The sequence below is a fragment of the Paenibacillus sp. PastF-3 genome (assembly GCF_029893135.1).
In the GTDB taxonomy this organism is placed as follows: domain Bacteria; phylum Bacillota; class Bacilli; order Paenibacillales; family Paenibacillaceae; genus Paenibacillus_AQ; species Paenibacillus_AQ nitricinens.
The window spans coordinates 136501-157402 of sequence record NZ_JARXWM010000005.1; the positions used below are offsets into that span (position 1 = coordinate 136501).

Consider the following 20902-nt stretch of genomic DNA (forward strand, 5'->3'; position numbering starts at 1 on the left):
GGTAGAACTGGATAAACAGCTATCTTAAGCTTACCCTTCGTATCAAAAGATTGTATATACTACTTTAGTTTACTTATGGCTACCTCTAATTCGTTGTAACATCACGTGAATAATAATTATTACAGTATGTAAAATGACAATCATATCGATTGGTATAACATATATAGAAAGTCTATAAAATCATGAACGCTCGAAGCGGAGGGACCTGCGATGCAGCTGCAAAAAATATTCGCGAACGGAGAAAGATTAAAGAATACGATAGAGGCATTTGCGGATTATGGGCGTACAGATAACAACGGCGTGACCCGGTTATCGCTGACGGAAGAGGACGTGAAGGTTCGAAATTATTTTCGTACCTGTTGTGAAGAATTGGGCATGTCTGTGAAGGTGGACGATATGGGCACGATGTACGCCACGCTTGCGGGTGTAGAGTCTGGCCCGCCTATTGTGATTGGCTCGCATATGGATACTGTGAAAAAAGGTGGAAGATTCGATGGCGTTCTTGGGGTAATTGCTGGACTAGAGGTAGTTCGCACACTCGAGGACCACGGGATAAAGCCGAAGCTGCCGGTGACCATTATGAATTTCACAAATGAAGAAGGGGCTCGCTTTGAGCCTTCGATGATGGCCTCTGGTGTGCTGGCCGGTAAGTTCGATAAGGCAGAAATGTTGAATAAAAAAGATCCGGAGGGCATTACCTTTGGCGAAGCGCTGGAGGAAAGTGGATATAAGGGGGAAGCGATTAATCGAATTACCGAAGCCACTGCTTATTTGGAGCTTCATATCGAGCAAGGTCCTGTGCTAGAACGAGAAGAACTGTCGATTGGTCTGGTAGACTGTGTAGTTGGTATGGCCTGTTATGAAATTGAGGTGACGGGGGAATCGGATCATGCGGGCACCACGCCTATGGCAATGCGCAAGGATGCCTTGTTCGCTGCCACGGATTTGATCACGGAGCTTAGAAGCAAGCTTAGTGCGCTCGACTCTGAACTGGTGTATACCATGGGCAGAATGAATGTGCTTCCTAATATTCATACCGTTATTCCTAATAAAGTGATCTTTACGATTGAGGCAAGACATAAAGATATGGAGATTGTCCGTAAGGTGGAAGCCATTATTCATAGCTTGCCGGAGATGCTACTGGACTGTGTAGTAAGTAAGACCAAGCTTTGGGGCAGAGAGACGGTTTGGTTTGACCGGGGAATATGTAATTTAGTGGAGCAAGCGGCACAAGCCTTGGACTATTCTAACCGGAAGATCGCAAGTGGCGCAGGGCATGATGCTCAGTTCGTAGCAAGCTTTCTGCCATCCGCGATGGTGTTTGTACCTAGTGTGAAGGGGAAAAGTCATTGTGAAGAGGAGTTTACCTCCTATGATGATTGTGAAAAAGGGGTAAATGTAATCCTAGAAACAGTGTTGTTATTACTGTCAAATTAATACGTGTTACTAAACATAACATTACATGATGGTAGTAGTGCTTTAATTTCATACAAAATCGTCAAAAAGGCACTCTAAGCAGTGTCTTTTTTTATGAGATAATGATTAGGGTTGTGTTGGGTACCAAATGAACCTGAAGTTGATAGGCAGTTTAAGACGAATCCTTTGTGTAAAAACACAATGATGATAGATAATATTTTAATTTTTTACCAAATTGGAAATACTAAACGTATGTTATTATTCTTTACATAAGGGATCTACATTAGACGGGAGAGATGAATGATGATTATCGGAGTGCCTAAAGAAATTAAAAATAATGAGAATCGTGTAGCCATAACACCTGCGGGTGTAGTTAGCCTTATTAAAGAAGGACATCAAGTGCTGGTGGAAGCTGGGGCTGGTGTGGGAAGCGGATTTCCAAACGAAGAGTATGCTTCTGCCGGGGCAGAGCTGATTCAGGACGCAGCCACCGTCTGGAGCTCTGCCGAAATGGTGATGAAAGTGAAAGAACCACTGGAAAGCGAGTACCCCTATTTCCGTCCAGGCCTTATCTTGTTCACGTATCTGCATCTTGCACCTGAACCTTCTCTGGCCGCTGCGCTCAAAGATAAGGGTGTGTTTGCCATCGGGTATGAGACGGTTGTTCATGAACGTACCTTGCCGCTATTAACACCGATGAGTGAAGTGGCGGGCCGGATGTCCGTTCAGCTTGGCGCTCAGTTCTTGCAAAAGAACTATGGCGGACAAGGGATTCTTCTCTCCGGTGTTCCCGGGGTTAGTCGTGGCAAAGTTAGCATTATCGGCGGTGGTGTAGTAGGTACTAATGCCGCGAAAATGGCTATCGGATTGGGTGCCGATGTTACAATTGTTGACCTCAGTGCAGAAAGATTACGTCAATTAGATGATATTTTTGGTGCACAGATCAATACGCTAATCTCGAACCCTTACAATATTGCCAAAGTGGTAGCTGAGGCAGATTTGTTGGTAGGTGCGGTGCTGATTCCGGGTGCGAAAGCACCGAAGCTGGTGACAGAAGAAATGGTCAAGACCATGAAGCCGGGTTCGGTGATTGTTGATGTGGCGATTGACCAAGGTGGTATCGTGGAGACGATCGACAGAGTGACCACACATGATAATCCTGTATTTATTAAGCATGGCGTACTGCATTATTCTGTTGCTAATATGCCGGGTGCTGTGGCCAAAACTTCGACGATTGCTTTAACCAATGTGACTGTTCCATACGCCTTGCAAATTGCCAATAAAGGCGTGATCAAAGCGATTCAAGATAATGCCGGTTTAAGAAGCGGTGTAAATGTGGCTAATGGTAAAATCACTTGCCAAGCCGTGGCTGAAGCACTTGGTGAGAAACATTTTTCGGTAGAACAAGCCATGGAGCAGACGTTCACGATGAGCTAAATAGAGCTAAATAGAGCTAAATAGAGCTAAATAGATGCGTTCAAAATGCTTGAAAATATTTGGAAACCAATAGACAGCAAATTTCCGTTATGGGAGTTTGCTGTTTATTGTTCTGGGAGTAATATTTTCGGCTCAGTTCGGTGTGGGGAGGATCTGGCAGAAGTCTGCTAGTTTGATCTAGGAGGTAGCTAGGAGTGGCTTCAGTGTGCTAGATCCAGCAGAAATCTACTAGTTCGGTGTTAAAGGTTGTAGGACTGCGTTATGAAGATCGTTGGATCGGGTGGATGTTTGTTGGTGATGATTTTTAGGGAAATCCTCCCTATAAATTACGTAAAAAAAGCTTAAAATGCTATTTATAGGGAATTTATCCCTATAAATACGAAGAATATCCCCGATTGTGCCTGAATTGGAGGAGTTATAGGGAGGTTTTCCCTGATTAGTAGCAGGCAAACCTAAAGAGACACAATTACAGGGAGGAATTCCCTAAAAACTATAAGGGCTCTCTCTCAAGTAGCGGTTTAAGTGTTGTCGCGCCACTCCGTCACCTCACTTCTCGTCACCCGCATCAACGTAACCTGCAACTCCGTCCCGCGCGACTCCATAATCCCGCCATTCCGCAACCAACTTAACCTGTGACTCAGCAACTCCGCCCCATGTAACTTGTTAACCTCGTAAATCCTCTATCCGGCGATCTCAAGGTCCCAGCCATCGCGCCCCCATCCCATTATCTTATAGTCAGCGGGGAGCACGCATACTATAATAAAATCACTCTAAAGTACAAGGTTCGGCTATTTTTCAGGCAGGGGTGGGGCTAGTGACGGAAAAGGATCCATTGTTTGATCGTTTCTTCGATAGTATGGAATCGTTGGCGGATGCTATTAGTGAATCTCTTCAATCTCAAGTTACCATTGAGGACAGCAATCACCATGTGATCGGATACAGCTCCCATCAATTTGAGAGTGATTCTGCAAGAATTTCAACCATTATTGGAAAACGCGTACCTAACGCTGTCATTATTGGTTTGCGTAAGAAGGGGATTATGCAGCAGCTTGAGAACGCTACACGTCCGATTCGGATTCCTGCGGTGATGGAGGTAGGTCTTGGACCCCGACTCGCTATTTGCATCAAACATCAGAAGGAAATTCTCGGGTACATATGGGTAGTGGATGCAGGCAATCTAGTTGAGGGACACGCGGAGAATATCGTTGAGAAAGCGGCGGGCATCGTAGGGCGCTACTTATTGAAGCAGCGGGGGTGGAAGACGAAGCAGGAGAAAACGCAGGAGGATTTTTTCTGGAAGCTGCTCACCTCCCATTATGACAATGAAGCGAACATCAAGCAGGATGCGGAAGTTTGGTCAATTCTTTTGCCGGAGAAATATTATATTAGCGTGTTAGAGAGTGACAAAGTCATCAATGATCATTTTGTACTTCGGATTCGGCAAACTATGGCTTCCTATTCAGGCATGCAATTATTATTTCTGACTGCAGAGCATAATCGGTTGATTATATTGTTTTCATTCAGCTTTCGTATGGAAGGGACGGGTGGACTGTCTTCTTTTATGCGAAAAATTATTGAAGATATGCGTAAGAGTGAGGGCTGTATGCTAAGCGCAGGCTGTAGCCTGGATTACACCGAATATATGTCGGCAGCCATTGCGTATTGGGAAGCGGGGTCCATTCTGGAGATCAAGAAGCTGCTGCCTTTTCATGGCCGAGAGTTATTATTGTATGAGGATATTGGATTTTGGGCGTATGTTCCGGCTATTATAGAGCAAAAACGTAGTCGAACCCGTAAAAGTCCTTTGCTGTATCCGCTAAAAGAGCATGATCGCGAGCATAAAAGTGATTTTCTAAAAACGATCGCCGTTTATTTATCACTCAGTGGAAACTTGAAGGAATCCGCCGTTTTTTTACATATTCATACCAACACATTGCTGTACAGATTAAATCGCATAGCAGAGATTACGGGAAAAAGCTTAAAGGATACGGGATACCGCACTTCTATATATTTGGATATTTTGACGGAAGAGACAAGGCAGCTTAATCAGTGGTTTGTTGAGTCACGGGAATAAAATGAATTAAGCACCAACTGGGCAGCGAACACGTACAATAACCTATATTTAGAACCTATAATATTGGAGGGACTAAGCATGGTGAAGGAAGTTCGTTCACCCGATGCCCTTGACTTTGAACGGAAAATGAGAGACAGCATCGTGGAATCGGCCGAAGCTTTAAATAACAGTGGAGCGGATTTTGCAACATTTGATGAGTCGCGCTGCAACCCGCAGTTTTGGACGCGTACAGATATTGGAGGACTACAGCTGAACGCTGGTGTGGCGCCTTCGGTAGGGATTAAAGACATTTTTCAGAATGGACATTTATATGCCTTCGAATGCGCGACAGCCATGGTCATTGTTATGTACAGGGCGATAATTGAAGCTATAGGTGAAGAAACCTTTAATAGGTATTTTAAGGATTTGTTCTTATGGGATTGGAATTACGACGAGAATCTACGCTTAATTACGAACTATAATAAGGATCAGATGCTGCGGGGAGATATTGTGTATTTCAGGAATCCAGATCATGCACCTAGCAAGCCAGAATGGCAGGGTGAGAATGCGGTTAAGCTTGAAGAAGACCTGTTCTATGGCCACGGTATTGGGATAACTACTGCGGAAATCATTATAGACTCTCTTAATGAAGAAAGAGTGCCCGGAAGTAATACCTCAGCGTTTCTTACGAATGAATCCATTCATCCTGATTTTAACTATTTACAGAGATTATCTTCAGGTTCGGTCTTACCCGGAGCGGAAAATAGAGGCTCTGATTGCACTGTGTTCTCAAGAATAGGGACTAGAAGTTACATTTATAAGATCTAAAAGCTAAGAGGGTAACCAAGAAGAGTAATCTTCCTGAAAAAAGAGGCTGTCTCATAAGTAGATGTTCTACAAAAGAAACAGCCCATACTTATTCAATAGGCATTCTGGAATCAGTTCCCATCCGTTTGATCCGCCATACGTAGATTCAGTAAAGACACCATCTAGGGTGTCTTTTTTTCGTGATTCAATAGTTTTAGTTCGTAATCATTGAAGCTTGAGTAGCTATTTATGCGTTAAGAAAGAAATTTCATTGCATACAATCTAAATCTTTAATAGTAGCAAAGGTTTAAATTTACATTGAACTGTTATAGTTCTCATTGATCAATACTTTACTAATAGGGGGAAGGATAAGCGCTATGAATACATTACGTAAGACAATAGTGATTGCATCAGCAATAACGTTGCTAGTAGGAGGGTTGAATACAGGTTTTAGTCAAAATAATTATGCCTACGCAGCAGATGATGCTAAGCCATCCGTCGTGGTCGAAGATTTTGAAGATGGAATCAATGATGTGAAATTTAATCCTAAACGTATGTATAATGCTACGCTGCACTTAGAAGATAACAAGAAGCTTGTAAGAAATGGACAATATTCTGCTAGAATTGATTACGATATGATCGGCATAGTAGATAATCCCTCTCAAATTGAAGTCGGGTATAAAACGGGGAATATCCCAGTAACAGGTTACCCTACTAAAGTAGGCATGTGGGTTTATGCAAACAATGAAGGACATTTGCTGACGACAAAATTTAGAGATATAGGCGGATCTTCTTTCCAAACAGAATTTTATGATGTAAATCAAGTGGGTATCAACTGGTCAGGCTGGAAATATATCGAGGCAGATGTTCCGCAAGGTAAACCGGGCCCGATTGTTCTTGAATTGTTTTTCCAATTGAAACAATCGGATATGAGCAAGAAAAACAAGGGCTCTATTTGGGTAGATGATATTACCTTTATCTATGATGAGGTTGAAGAGGATAAGGATGTTCCTGCCATTAAACCTATAGCCCCTGTTGAAAATGAAGTATTAAATACTCAACTTGATGAAGTGAAGGTTGAGCTGACCGATAACGGATCAGGTCTGGATTTGAGTACCTTATCTGTTCAGTTAGATGGTACGGATATTACGGATGAAGTGCAATATTCTCCAGATACAAATGTATTAACTTACCCGGGAGAATATGTAGATGGTGGTTATCATGAGCTTGCTATTGAAGTGAAGGACAAGAAAGGTAACCCGGCAGCAAAAACATTCACCTTCACAATAAATGCAGGAGAGCGTTTGTTCATGGCTGCGGACGAAGAAGCAGTAAGTAATGAAATCTATCCTGTTCATATTAATATCAAAGACTACTTGAAAGCAGAACAGGCAAAATTCACCTTAAATTATGATGCAAGCACCCTTCAAGTTGAAAGCATTACTCAGGCGTCTGGAGTTTCCCTAACCTCAGATATTGATAATGAGCACGGTATGGTTCAAGTAGCACTTGATAATGTAATAGCGGCAGCTCATGATGCCGTTACTGTTAACTTCAGAGTGAGCTCTCATGCCGTCTTAGAGCGTGGCGAAGCGTATAAAACCATAACAATGAGCAATGCGAGTCTTACTGCTGGCGGCGTTCAGACGAGTACACCCTTAGCCGCGCCTATTCATTATACAATCGGTTTCCCCTATCAGCTGAAAATGACGGGAGTTGGTTTGGGTACACCTTCTACATTTACAGTGTTAGACCATGGAGGCAAGCCGTATGAAGGTGCGGGTATTATTTTTACTGGATTATTAAAACAAAGCTCAGTCGTGACAGTTAACACTGTTACGTCTAGTGTATATGAGGATGATGATACATCTTCTAATGTAATCATGGTTGCAAATGCTGGTGAACGTTACTATGCTTCAACAGCAGCTAAGAATGGATTTTACGAGGTTATTCTCGCAGACGGACAAACAACAGGTTATATCTCGGAAGCTGATGTTAGTAGTCAGTTATTGAACAGCAGCCTAGGCAAAACAGATGCTAAAGGACAGTTAACAACAGATCTCACTACATTGGCACTTGGTACCTATCAAGTTCAAGCTGTCATCGGTGATCAGAACAGTAAGGTTGTCAATTATGAAGTTGTGGAGCAGTATGGTACGAATGAAGCGCAATATATTCAAACCTATGTGACAGAGGATATGTCTTCACAACTAAGTGCTGCCTGGCAAACAAAACCAGATCAAACCTCTACTTATATTCAATACATTGAAGCTGGTGAATGGGGAGCAGGAGTAAGCCCAGACGTTAATATGGTAAGGCAACAGCAAGCCGAGAGTGAGCTGCAGGTGCTTAGCATGAAGGAAAATGGAACGAAAGGCGAAATCCGGTTTCATAATGTCCTGGTTAAGGGCTTGAAAGCAGATACTACTTACAAATATCGTGTAGGCTATGAGGACCATTGGTCAGAATGGAATGAATATTCTACTGTTGATCAGGATAAAAAAACACCGACCTCATTCTTATTCATTACGGATTCCCATACGAATCAATTACAAGGATTAGAAACCTATCAAGCGCTAATGACTAACGCATTGACACAATATCCATCAACACAGTTTATTATGCACGGTGGAGATATGGTTGATGTAGGCGGCGCATTCGAAGAATGGCAAAAGTTCTGGCTAGCATCTTCTATTTATGCAACAAAACTTCCGACTGCACTAGCACTGGGCAACCATGATGTGAAGAGTGAAGGAAAAGATGTGTTCACCAAAGGTGCGAATTTCCCAGAGAACGGACCAGAATCCCAACTGCAATATGCTTACTCTTATGAAGTCGATGATACTCATTTCGTCGTATTGAACTCAGAAGGCGTAGAGGAACAGATGATTGCTCAAGCAGCATGGTTAAAAGAAGATTTGGATCAGAATGATAAAAAGTGGACTGTCGTTATGTTCCATCGTCCAGCTTATCATACAGAGAATGGTCGGGAATCCCTTGTTGAGTATACCCAAACCTACTTTGCACCCATATTAGAAAAGAAAAAAGTCGATTTGGTTCTGGTTGGTCATGATCATGTATATGCACGGACCTATCCAATGAAGGATGGAAAGCCAAATAAAGCTACCAATGAGGGCACTGTATACCTTGATGGTGGTGCTTCAGGCTGGAAATTCTATGATGGCACGCAATATAATTATTTGAATTATATTTTTGATGAAGACGTTCCTGTGTACTCCGCTATTGAAATTACAGAAGATGCGATTCATGTGAAGGCACGTACAATTGCGGGTACATTGATCGATGAGTTTTCTGTCAAGAAAACAACGGAAACTGAGACACCAACACCAACACCAACACCAACACCAACACCAACACCAACACCAACACCAACACCAACACCAACACCAACACCAACACCAACACCGACACCGACACCGACACCGACACCACCAGCATCGACACCAAATTCAACAGCAACGCCACCAGTATCGCCAACGCCACCAACATCAACACCGAAGCCAACAGTAACGCCAACAGCGCCAACAGCGTCAAAGCTGGTGTTCAACGACAAGGTAAATGTAGAGGCAGTTAAGGCTATCGTGGAAAAAGAGAAGTCTGCTCCCGCTATACACTTTACGGATGTTCCGGCATCTTCGTGGAGTGCCTCCGTAGTGGAGCGTGCAGCTAAGATGGGGATTGTAACGGGTTATAGTGATGGTTCTTACCATCCGAATCAAAAGGTAACTCGCGCCGAGTTCGCCACAATGGTAGCAAAAGCTTTTGGTCTACCGAATTCAAGCGGTTCATTCTTCTCTGATACACAAGGACATTGGGCTTCAAAATCGATTGCAGCATTACAAGCTAAAGGGGTAATCACGGGATATAGTGATGGTTCTTTCCATCCTAATCAAGAAATTTCCCGCGCTGAGATCGTTGCAATGCTTGCTCGTCTGATAAACTATGTTCCTAACGCATCCAATCTATTTTTGGATGTAGCTACGAACTGGGCTTCTGAACAAATTAATGCTTTTGCAACTGCTGGCATAGTAACTGGTAAAGGCAACGAATTGTTCAAACCGAATGATACTGCATCCCGTGCGGAGTCGGTTGCGATGATCATTCGCTTGTTGGATAAATTGCTTGCACAATAAGTGAAATATTTCGGATAGTTAACCGGGTTCGCTTCCACCAATAAGTAGAAGAAGGGGCTGTCCCTGAGTCATTTATGACTTATGGGACAACCCCTTTGCTGCGTCTTATAGCCTAAAGCTGAACAAAGTCACTGCGGAATTTCTCGAAATCAGATTTTCTGCATTCCAGTTCAAGCCTTGTGCCTGTTTCTTCATAGCTAGTCGATTGGACATGGGCATGCTCGTTAAAATAGGAGACCACATTGCCGCGATCAAATGGAATCAGAATTTGACACTGTACATAATCCGTAAAAACATGGCTGCGAATCAGATCTGTAAGTTCAGCTATCCCGCTATTTTGTTTGGCGGAAAGATAGACATTGTCACCCTCAAGGTGAGGGTAAGGTAGGTCCGTTAGGTCAGCTTTGTTGTAGGCATAAACCGTTGGAATTTGGTCCGCACCGAGCGCTCTCAAAGTCTCATCGGTGACAGCCATATGCTGCTGATGCTGGGGATCGGAAATATCGACTACATGAATCAATAAGTCAGCTTCGGTCACCTCTTCGAGCGTGGAGCGGAAGGCTTTGACCAGATGATGGGGAAGCTGGCTGACGAATCCAACGGTATCTGTTAATAAAAAGGTTTTGTGATCCGGTAGCTCAATGCTCCGAACGGATGTCTCCAGCGTAGCGAATAACATATCCTTGGCGAACACTTGCTTATTAGAGCCTGGATGATACGTCTCCACGATTACATTCATTAAGCTGGACTTGCCGGTATTCGTATAGCCGACGAGACAGACGACAGGAACCTCATTCTTATGCCGCTGCTTCCGCTGAATTTGGCGCCTTGCTACTTGCTGTTGAAGCTCAACCTGTAATGCTGAAATCCGTTCTTCAATTCTTCTGCGATCCAGCTCCAGCTTTGTTTCACCAGCGCCTCTGTTCTTCAGCCCAGCACCACCACCTTGTCTGCCGAGAGATTCTCGGAGACCTGTTAATCGGGGGAGCATATATTGCAGCTTAGCTACTTCCACTTGCAGCTGAGCTTCTTTGGTCTTCGCTCGTTCTGCGAAAATATTCAGGATCAGAATCGTCCGGTCAATGACCTGACGGCCTAGAGAGGACTCCAAATTGCGAATCTGTGAAGGAGACAGCTCATCATTAAAAATAACAATAGGAGCATCATGCGCTTCTAAGAGAGCAGATAATTCTTGGATTTTGCCTGTGCCGATATAGTGGGAAGGGTTGATCCGACTTGCCTTCTGACTAAGCTCTCCTACAACTTCTAGGTCACAGGCAGCTGCCAGATTAGTGAGTTCTTCCATTGAATAAGCGAAGTTTGTTTCGTTTTGTAGCTGGACACCGACTATAATAGCTTTTTCTCGTAGTTGTTCCATATATTTATTCATCCTCCAGTAGTAAATAGTAAACGCAAAAAAACACAGGTCATCTGCCTGTGCTTATGGTTCGTTAGAGGACGTCAGACAAATGTGTAAGGGGAAATCTCCGTTACAACATTAGGGTCTTCCATAGATATATCAAATTAAACAACGGCTGGGGCGTAGGGAAATGATAACTTAATCCCTTACGAGCAGCAGTTGGTTTAAATTATAAGAAAGTATAAGTTTCACGATATACTTTATCCTTATAATTCTCACATAAACGCTACCGTCCTTATAAGGACACCGAAGGCGTATTAGTTTGTTGGCTTCTATGGAGTTAAATGGGTAGACCTATCCTGAGTCCTCTGCACATGGGCAGAGCTTTAGCGCTATTCAATTAGCCGCGCAAAGTTCTAACTCGGATAAAATCTATCACACGTAACCCTCCGTTCATAAAAAGTTAAGTCGAGTTTACCACATCCTTTATTTGGTGGCAAATCTGTATTTTATATCTGTTTAGCACTTCTCTATTTTAATATCATCCAAGAATTCTAAAAATTGATTGCATAGCATATAGATATAATTTGATATGAATAGGAGGTGTGAAGACATTGCCTGTCCTCTCTACAAGCACAATCATTAATTTACCTGTCGACGGTACCCGTCCAATAGATCAAGTTGTGATCGAAGTAGTTAACAATGGATCAGCTGGAGCGGCTTGTTATTTAACGGGTTTAGCCAATAGTGCAAGTCATCAGACAGTCTTTATTGAAGAATTATTTGAGCTGCAATATCGGGAAACGTTAAGTAAGACCTACCCTATTGTAGAGGATTTATTTCAATTTAATTTTGTGTATTCACAGGAGCAATTAAAGATTCAGGTTTTTCTTGTGGATGTGAACGGTGTCTGGACGGCTGTTAATCTGGATGTGTTTCAAGTAAGCCGTATAACCTCGGAAATACGTGATAACGTATCGGTTACATCGACTGACTTCGCAGCGATCAGCTTTATGAGGAGTCCTGCCTTTACTATTCCACAAGGTCTTGCGGCTGAAATTAGACCGGCTGCTTTAGATATTCTATCCAAGAGACCTGTGCGTTATATGGTCGTTGCAGGTGGAACTCTGGATGGGACATTTGAAAATTTCCCTACACCAACTACGGATATTCCTGTTACGGACACAGCACTGCTTGTCAATTACACCTGCACTACGGTCACGGGTGGAAAGGTGATTATGCAAGGTACAGGATCAGGGATCTCTGGTGCGTATGCGAATTTGGCCGTTAACTTGCTTAACGAGCGGCTCTCTTACGAGCTTCAGGATGAGCCGGTTACTTTGGTAGTTAACTCACTCTCAGGTGATGATGATCTCGCCGTCACTTTTAAGATGTCCGAGCAATGGTGAGCGTTCTACACTTAGATACCGCGATAGGGATACCCAAGGAACGAAAATCATATTGTAAAAAGTTTACTTATGATATAAGTTATAGGAAGTTGAATCGCAATAAACGGGTGCTTGATGAAGTCAGGCTGAGATAGCGGCCTTATGCCGCTGACCGTCAATCTGATCTGGGTAATGCCAGCGTAGAGACGTTATTGTCGAGCATCCTTTTTTTTGATGCCATGCGCAAGCCTACCCATGAATGGGTAGGCTTTTTAAAATTACTCACATCATGCGAGCAACGAATCCAAGAACCTAGAAGGGAAGTTGTTGAAGCATGGAACAAGCTAAGCAAGGACAAAGGCAAGGACAACAAGACAAAGGGACGAGGTCACGGGGATTGAAGCTGACTGATATTCTGGTAACCATCGTGATCGCGGTCGTATTCGGAATTATCTATAAAATCTGGGGACCGATGTACGACGTGGTCAAACCGCTGGGTACCCATGCGGAGCAAACGATATACGGCATGTGGTTCATTGCCGGGACGTTCGCGTTTCTCATCATCCGCAAGCCGGGAGTGGCGCTTCTGGCTGAGATTGCGGCGGCTTCCGTTAGTGCGCTATTGGGCAGTGAATGGGGGCTTTCGACCTTGTATTACGGCGCGTTGCAGGGATTGGGCGCGGAGTTAGTCTTCGCGATTTTCCTCTATCGCAACGCGAACGTCTGGGTCACGTCGCTGGCCGCGCTCGCGGCGGCGGCGGGTTCGTTGGTGCTGGATTTCGGCTACGGTTACATTGAATCGTTGTCCGCTTGGAACTATACGCTGCTGATCGGACTGAGGGGACTCGGAAGTATCGTCATCGCCGGTATCTTCGCCTTCGGACTGTCCAAAGCGCTTGAGCTCACAGGCGTAACCAAAGTGTTGAGACCGGCGTCCAAGGCGGACTATGACGCATTGACACGACTATGACGCCTGGAGTCTCCATAGCTGCGAGAGTTAAGAACCTAAAGCTTAAGTTTGCCGGAGAGGACTCCTTGTTGTTCAAGGGCATTTCCCTTTCTTTCCACCAGGGGGAGAAGACGCTGCTGCTCGGCCCGAGCGGATGCGGGAAGTCGACGCTGCTGCAGGTGTTGAGCGGTTTGATTCCCGGTTCGATCGAAGTTCCGATGATCGCTGAAGAGACATTTGTTCCCGAGCGATGGGGATACGTATTCCAAGATCCGGATACGCAGTTCTGTATGCCATATGTGGACGAGGAGATGGCTTTCGTTCTCGAGAACATGCGCGTCCCCCGCGAAGAAATGGCAGGTCTGATCCGCCTTTATCTCGCTCAAGTCGGCTTGAAAATTCCTGATATCCATATCGCAATCCAATCGTTATCGCAAGGGATGAAACAGCGATTAGCCATAGCTTCCGTTCTGGCTATGGAGCCAGAAGTGATTTTCCTGGACGAACCGACAGCGCTGTTGGATAGCGAGGGTACGGAGCTGGTATGGTCTGCGATCAGAAGCCTGTCCGAAGGCATTACCTTGATCGTCATTGAACATAAGATCGAAGGCGTAATCGACTTTTTCGATCGGATCGTCGTGTTATCCCGTGAAGGAGTAGTTATCGCTGACGGATCGCCGACGGAAATCTTTTCAGCTAAAAGGAGAGAGCTACAAGAATACGGAATTTGGTATCCGGGCGTCTGGGAGGACTATATCGAGAATAAATCCCGGAGGTCAGACTGCATTACTCGTTATTCAAACGCAAACGATCGGGAAGATGTCTATCTGGAAATGGACAGGTTTCGCGGGAAACGAGGGAACAGGGCGGTCATCGAAGTAGGGAGGGCAATCGTCACCCCTGGTCAATGGATCGGGATCATCGGCCATAACGGAGCGGGTAAGAGCTCCTTGCTGCTCTCGATCATGCGACTGATTAAGACCGAAGGGATATGCAAGATAGCAGGCCGGGAAGCGGAGCATGTTGCGCAAGCGGCCGAGCATATCGCATTCGTTTTTCAAAACCCCGAATTTCAATTTGTAACACATTCGGTACGGGAAGAGATCGAGTATTCGTTGTTGCTGGATGGCGTTCATTGCGAAATTCGGCGTGCGAAGGCGTATAAGCTAATGGAAGAACTTTATTTAGAGGACGTTGCCTCGCGGCATCCGTATCAGCTGTCGATGGGGCAGAAGAGACGATTAAGCGTCGCGACGGCGATCGTAAAAGGGCAACACATATTGCTGCTAGACGAGCCGACCTTTGGGCTGGACGCACGGAATACGTTCTCTTTGCTCGAGAAGCTTGAGCGGCTGCTTTCGGCGGGAGCCTCGATTATTATGGTCACGCATGATGCGCGGATCGTAGAAAATTTCTGCACAGCGTCATGGAGAATCGAAGACGGGAGACTTACTGATGTTATTGACCTTTCCCCACCGGGAAACCTGGCTACACCGCGTCAATCCTACGCTTAAGATCGTTCTGTTCTCTCTCTGGTTCGCGGCAATTATTCTCATCCACGACTTTAACGTCATGGTGAACGTAGCCATCGGCTCGATGCTGCTGCTTCCGTGGTCCGGGCACCCATTGCGCAGATTGCTGTTATACACCTCCCCTTTCTTGCTGATGTTCGTGTCTACATCTACGGGGATGATGTTCTTCGGCAAGGGAGAGACAGAGTGGGTCCGATGGGGATTAGTGAACATTACGGAAGAAAGCTTCTACAGAGGGCTGCATCTGGGGTTCAGGGCACTGAGCATGGCGTCGGTCGGGCTTCTGTTCGGTCTGACGACGAGGCCGGTAAACCTCTTCTACTCCTTAATGCAGCAGGGGAGATTACCGGCTAAGTATGCTTACAGCTTCTTGGCCGCGATGCGGCTGGTGCCTATTCTCGCAGAAGAATTCCAGACCTTGCACCACGCATTGAAAGTCAGGGGAATACGCAAACGAGGGAGGATATTTAACTTCTACCAGCTGTTGCAACGATACGCGATCCCTTTGCTTGCCCAAAGCATACGACGCGCCCATAGAATCGCGGTGGCTATGGAGGCGAAGCGGTTTTCCGGGCAGGCCAAGAGAACTTATTATTATGTTATTGGCTTTACGTACCGCGACGTCCTATTCACCGCATATGCGGTCGGCGTATTCTGGTTGGCATTCCTGGCCGGAATCGAATGGCCTTACGCGGACATTACCGATGTTCGTTAAGCCGTAAAGGATGACATGCACAGATTCGTTGGTGGTTAGAGAATGATTCTGATCTTATGCCATCGTTCAGTAACAAAAAAAGCAGAAACTCGGATATAAAGAGTTTCTGCCTTTTTATTGGATTAAACAAATCTTTCGCTACACTATCCAGCATCTTCTTGAGTATCTGAAAGCGGCAGGATTAGTCTGTTAAGCCTCGCCGCAATGTAAATAGGTCTGTCAAAGCCTCAGTAGACAGCTCGGTAATCCAGCCTTCGGAGCTGGAGATGACATTATCGCTTAGCTGCTGCTTACTCTCCAGCATCTCATCAATTTTTTCTTCGAGCGTCCCGAGGGCGATGAATTTATGCACCTGTACATCGCGCGTCTGGCCCATCCGATAGGCGCGGTCCGTCGCCTGGTTCTCAACGGCCGGATTCCACCAGCGATCGAAGTGGAATACGTGGTTGGCTGCGGTTAGATTCAGACCGACACCTCCAGCTTTAAGTGAAAGGATGAACACATTCGGCTGATCAGTCGGTGGTGCATCTGGACGACTGGATCCTTCGTCCACAGAAGGTATAGGCGTCTGGAATCGCTCAATCATTCGGTCACGCGCCTGTTTGGAGGTACTGCCGTTCAAATAAAGGACGGGCTCTCCCAGCTCCTGCTGTAGAACAGCCTGAAGCATTTTTCCCATCCCGACATATTGCGTAAAAATGAGACAGCGCTCATCCTCTGCACGAAGTTCCTTCACCATATCCAGCAGTCTTTCAAGTTTAGAGGAACGGTTAATGAGTGGACTGGTATCCAGTTTATTGTCCGAATCGGTTTCAGGGAGGGCCTCCTTGGTCAGAAGCATCGGGTGATCACATAGCTGCTTAAGTCCGGTCAAAGCCCCAAGAATGGCGCCCTTACGCTCAATACCTTCCAACTTCTGCATACGTTCGAGCAGTCCGTTTACGGTCTGGTCATAGAGCGCAGCTTGTTCAGCTGTGAGATGAACGTAGGTCTTCATCTCATTTTTATCTGGAAGATCGAGTTGGATGTTAGGATCCTTCTTCTTACGGCGTAGCATGAACGGCTTCACGAGATTTTGTAGGTCCGCTGTACGTTTCTCGTCACGTTCCTTCTCAATGGCATTACTGAATCGATCGTTAAAGGCTTTGGCACTACCCAGATAACCTGGGGTTATAAAATCATAAATGGACCACAGCTCAGATAATCTGTTCTCTATAGGTGTTCCTGTCAGCGCAATCCGGTGTAAAGCCGGGAAGCTACGTACAGCTACCGACTGCTTCGTTTGAGCATTCTTGATATTCTGTGCTTCGTCCAGGCAAATTGCCGCCCAAGTGAATTCCTTCAGCAACTCCTGATCAAGCGCTGCAGTCGCATAAGAGGTGAGTACCACGTCAGCTTGCGAAGCAGCGCCATAGAAGAAGCCTGCGTCCAAACGGCGGCTTCCGTAGTGCAGCATCACATTCAAAGAAGGCGCGAAGCGCTGCAATTCCTTCTGCCAGTTGCCCAACACGGAGGTAGGGCAGATGATCAGAGCAGGCCAACCCGGTGGGTCGGTCTGGCGGCGGGATGAGCTAGGATCGGTATTTTCTTTGATATGAAGTAAATATGCGATGAGTTGGACGGTTTTACCAAGCCCCATATCATCGGCTAGACAAGCCCCCAAACCAAATTGACGCAGGAAAGTCAGCCAAGCATATCCCTCATGCTGATAGGTGCGTAGCTCTGCCTGGAGTCCTGCGGGTACTGGGGGCTTCGGCCACTGTGAGCGCTGGCCGAGCTGACCAATGAGGCTGATTAAATGCTCGTTTAGTTCTACCTCGAGCCGCAGGCGCGCCGCATCCTCTTGAAGCTGCTCTTCTGTAGCCTCAGCATCTGCATCCTCACTCGCTTGTAGCAAATGAAGCTGAAGCACGTCTTGGAAAGACAAGCCTTGCGACTTGTCCATACCTGCCATGGCTCTTTGAATTTGCGCCAGCAGTGCGGGATCGAGCGAGACCCATTTGCCCTTGAAGCGGACGAGCCGTTCTCCTCTTGCGACTAGCTCGGCAAATTCAGCTTCGGTGAGGTCGACGTCGCCGATGGAGATTCGCCAATCGAAATCGATGATCGAATCCAGACCGAAGAGCGACTCGCCGCCGCTGCGTTTGTCCTCGCCGGAGCTGATCTTGGCGCGCAGGCGCGGTTTTTTCCGGCTGGCGGCTTCCCACCACGCCGGCAGCAGCACTTGCCAGCCTGCTTCCAGCAGCCGCTGGCTCTCGGCGGTTAAGAACCGCCAAGCGATGGCATCGCTGAGCGGTTCAGCCAGCACGTCGCCGCCCGCCGCGAAGCGCTCGGGCGGCAGACTGCCGCGGAGGCGCTCCAGCCATCCCGCGGCGCGTTCATGCACGTGGGCCGACCATGCTGTCGGCCACAAGCCGTGCGGCTCGCCATCATCGGCGAGCCTGATGGGAACAAGCGCGGATTCATCGCGCTTGTCCTGAAGGATCAGCTGCAGCCGCCAAGGGGATTCATCCCCTTCCGGCTCCAGCAGCTGAAGTGCAGGCCGGAAAGGCGCGGTATCCGCCTTCCAGCCAATGGCGATAAGCCATGCAGCGGTATCCATGCCCGCTGCAAGGGCCCCGCTTCTATCGAATAGAAGCGGGAATTCGCTCCGGAGGTCGCCTGCCTCGGCCTCCGTGCTGTAAAACCTCTGCGATACGGCGGCGGAGAACGCCGCGCGTAATCCGCGGCTAAACTCGCTGCCGTCATTTAGCGCCTCAAGGGCCCCTTTGGCAGTGTCATTCTCCGCTGCCACCTGCGCAAAAGCGTCCTCATCCCAGGTCCATTGCAACCTCCCGGCGCGATAAGCGGAGATATCGGGAATATACTGTTTATTCTCCAGACATATAGCCAGAAGTGGCGCCAGTTCAGTGAGATGGGCGGCATCGCCCTCCCAGTTCCATTCGATATGCGCCAGCAGCTTCTGCTCTGCAAAGAAAGGGAGGACCTGCTCCGCAGGTAGAATCACTAGCTCCATACCTTCGCCAGTTGGTTGAACCGTTAACTCCGTACCATAAAAAGATGCCTCATGCCAGGCGAATAACCGCTGCTTAAGCTGCAAGCCGGGCACGAGATCTTCTCTTTCATTCATTCCATATATTAAAGCATCGCCATACTGGCTTAATGCAAGCCGGATGGTCAGCGTGCGCAAATGCATGTTCATGGTATTAGCTTTCCTTTCCGAAGCTCCTCTTGCAACGCACGGAGTCTGCTGTGCTTTGTGGTGAAGGCAATGAGGAACTCTTCCCACCGTTCTTCTTGTTTCATTTTTTTATACAGCTTGGATAATCGCTTCAATAGTTTCACAGCCGCTTTGTAGCTATGTCTATTCTTATCCAGCACAAATCTTTCGACGGCCTGGTGGTAGAAGGGAAGCAGAACTCCGGGTGCGTTTTTCTCCATAGGCTGGAGGTCTGTAACACGAAATTCGGAAGGCAGCTTACCGATGGACAGTTGATAATCCATCCATGTCTGCCATTTTTCATAGGTAATTAACTTCTCTTCGTATACTTCTCCAGAGATAGGTAACATGGCGGCTAATGTATTCCACATCTGAGGCTCAGCTTCAGGAAGATGGCGAACGGCCTCTTCCCATCTGTTCGAATAGGTATTCAGATTATAGAGTCTGCTGCTCAGCAGTGGACCGGTCTGAACAAGCCAGCCCACCAATCGTGACCATTCACCTGCATCCAGAAGCGGGGAGGTGAAGCTCATCAGCTCATCAGGATGGAGACCTGGGCGCTCGGCAGCCGTATTCAATAATTCCCAAGCCTTCGGGTCATCCTTCAGATAAAAATACATGCGGCTCTGGGCTAACAGCCAAGCATGGCGTGACAGGGAAGCTCCTAACTCACTCTCTGCCTGCTGAAGCTGTTTGATTTCATCAAGGTAAAGCTTAGTTCCACCTGTATTCGGATAAATCCAGTTTCTCCACAGCAGGTCATAGCATAGTGAAAAAGAGGGCTGATCCCGCAAGCGATCGCGCGACTCCGTCAACATCTCGCGCCGCAAGTAGGTGAGGGTCTCGACAATATGCGGCCACAGATCATATTCCTGCTCCTGCTCGGAAGACAGCGGGAGTGTGCTTTTTAACAGACGTGTAATTGCTTCCTGTAGCTCTGATACCGCTACTTGCGTGTAATACCCGAGTGATGAAGTGAAGGCGACCTGACCGGGTAGATTAGCGGAAGGCTTAGCCAGCTTTTCTAGAAGAAAAAGATGGGCATGCAGAGTAAATAGCTTGTCCTTTTCCGGTGATAACTTCGGCTTAAATTTAGTAATGGAGGATAATGCTCGATCCACATATTCAGGATTCCGAGTGGTATGTGCCAGAGGCGTGATGCAGGATGCAAAATACTCGCGCCACTCCGTGATGCCTCCGTCAGCGATCCGGCTGGCATGTTCTTTTAGCTGCTGCTGGTGCTTTCCATCGGCTCCGGCAGGTGAACTACTTGATGTTTTTGGAAGAAAAGCTGCGGCCTTGGCGTTAGCTAGAACTTGTACAGACCTATTCTGTTGTTCAGCATAATGGAGCAGCACAGCTGCCATATGCTTACAATGACCTGAAACAGGGCAGTTACAATGACATCGAGTGAAGCTGTCCAGATCAATCGTAACGCGGTAATCCTCTCTACCCTCAACAAGGGCGCTGATCTTAGATGGCTCCATCATAGTGAACGAACGAATACGGCTTTGCTTATAATATTGGAACCCTCGTTTGAGGGTGAGGTCATCGAAATAATAGGCGACATTCTGGATGAGTTTAGTCCACTGCGTATCATCCATAGTATAAGTTGGTTGCATACAATTGGTCTCCTGTAAGAAAAATGGTCGTTATTTGACTTTCATTATATCATTTCTTTTTGAGTAGGATGTTTTGGGGTTGTAATGAATGCGAAATTGCGGGCTTGTATGGAATGTGGGGCCTAAACATATACTAATCGTGCTGTATTGTGAAGTATAGATCAAACAAAGGTCAAAATTGGTCAAATAAATAAAAAGAACTGATTTAGTCGTCTTAAATCAGCTAATTTACCTGAATTTGAGCAATAA

At 46.5% G+C, this 20902-nt stretch carries 12 protein-coding genes and 1 riboswitch; of the genes, 9 read left to right on the forward strand and 3 right to left on the reverse strand.

Going from position 1 to position 20902, the window contains the following annotated elements; all coding sequences use genetic code 11:
• The first annotated feature begins 210 nt into the window (after positions 1-210).
• The 5 genes from M2444_RS12380 to M2444_RS12400 all read left to right on the forward strand — a co-directional run bounded on the left by M2444_RS12380 (position 211) and on the right by M2444_RS12400 (position 9867).
• Positions 211-1437, forward strand: a complete 1227-nt coding sequence (locus tag M2444_RS12380) for a Zn-dependent hydrolase (protein WP_280787105.1) — start codon at positions 211-213, stop codon at positions 1435-1437.
• Positions 1438-1719: 282 nt separating this feature from the next.
• Entirely contained in the window at positions 1720-2853 is a 1134-nt protein-coding gene (gene ald, locus M2444_RS12385; protein ID WP_094869185.1) for an alanine dehydrogenase, read from the forward strand.
• 814 nt (positions 2854-3667) lie between these two features.
• On the forward strand, positions 3668-4927 hold the full coding sequence (locus M2444_RS12390; RefSeq protein WP_280787106.1) for a PucR family transcriptional regulator: 1260 nt from the start codon (positions 3668-3670) through the stop codon (positions 4925-4927).
• A gap of 78 nt (positions 4928-5005) precedes the next feature.
• Positions 5006-5734 (forward strand): protein-glutamine gamma-glutamyltransferase, encoded by a 729-nt coding sequence (locus M2444_RS12395; protein ID WP_280787107.1) that lies wholly within the window; start codon positions 5006-5008, stop codon positions 5732-5734.
• 356 nt (positions 5735-6090) lie between these two features.
• A complete protein-coding gene (locus M2444_RS12400; protein ID WP_280787108.1) occupies positions 6091-9867 on the forward strand; it encodes an S-layer homology domain-containing protein in 3777 nt (1258 codons plus the stop codon).
• A 112-nt stretch (positions 9868-9979) separates the two neighbouring features.
• Here M2444_RS12400 and hflX read toward each other — a convergent pair whose 3' ends face one another.
• Positions 9980-11245 carry a GTPase HflX gene (gene hflX, locus M2444_RS12405; RefSeq protein ID WP_094879036.1) on the reverse strand — a complete coding sequence of 422 codons (1266 nt, stop codon included), beginning with the start codon at positions 11243-11245 and terminating at the stop codon, positions 9980-9982.
• A gap of 596 nt (positions 11246-11841) precedes the next feature.
• Here hflX and M2444_RS12410 point away from each other — a divergent pair.
• The 4 genes from M2444_RS12410 to M2444_RS12425 all read left to right on the forward strand — a co-directional run bounded on the left by M2444_RS12410 (position 11842) and on the right by M2444_RS12425 (position 15811).
• Positions 11842-12636: a hypothetical protein gene (locus tag M2444_RS12410; protein ID WP_280787110.1), complete on the forward strand. Its 795-nt coding sequence runs from the start codon at positions 11842-11844 to the stop codon at positions 12634-12636.
• A 93-nt stretch (positions 12637-12729) separates the two neighbouring features.
• Positions 12730-12841, forward strand: a riboswitch (TPP riboswitch).
• Between the two features lie 108 nt (positions 12842-12949).
• A complete protein-coding gene (locus tag M2444_RS12415; RefSeq protein WP_094877237.1) occupies positions 12950-13585 on the forward strand; it encodes an ECF transporter S component in 636 nt (211 codons plus the stop codon).
• Positions 13582-15078: an ABC transporter ATP-binding protein gene (locus M2444_RS12420; protein ID WP_094877238.1), complete on the forward strand. Its 1497-nt coding sequence runs from the start codon at positions 13582-13584 to the stop codon at positions 15076-15078. The genes M2444_RS12415 and M2444_RS12420 overlap by 4 nt, the downstream gene beginning before the upstream one ends.
• Positions 15020-15811, forward strand: a complete 792-nt coding sequence (locus M2444_RS12425; RefSeq protein WP_094877239.1) for an energy-coupling factor transporter transmembrane component T family protein — start codon at positions 15020-15022, stop codon at positions 15809-15811. The genes M2444_RS12420 and M2444_RS12425 overlap by 59 nt, the downstream gene beginning before the upstream one ends.
• Before the next feature lie 181 nt (positions 15812-15992).
• Here the strand turns inward: M2444_RS12425 and M2444_RS12430 are convergent, their stop codons facing one another.
• Positions 15993-19013 (reverse strand): DEAD/DEAH box helicase, encoded by a 3021-nt coding sequence (locus tag M2444_RS12430; protein WP_280787111.1) that lies wholly within the window; start codon positions 19011-19013, stop codon positions 15993-15995.
• Positions 19010-20653, reverse strand: coding sequence for an SWIM zinc finger family protein (locus tag M2444_RS12435; RefSeq protein WP_094877241.1), 1644 nt, complete (start codon positions 20651-20653; stop codon positions 19010-19012). Before M2444_RS12435 ends, M2444_RS12430 begins: the two co-directional genes overlap by 4 nt.
• Positions 20654-20902: the final 249 nt, after the last annotated feature.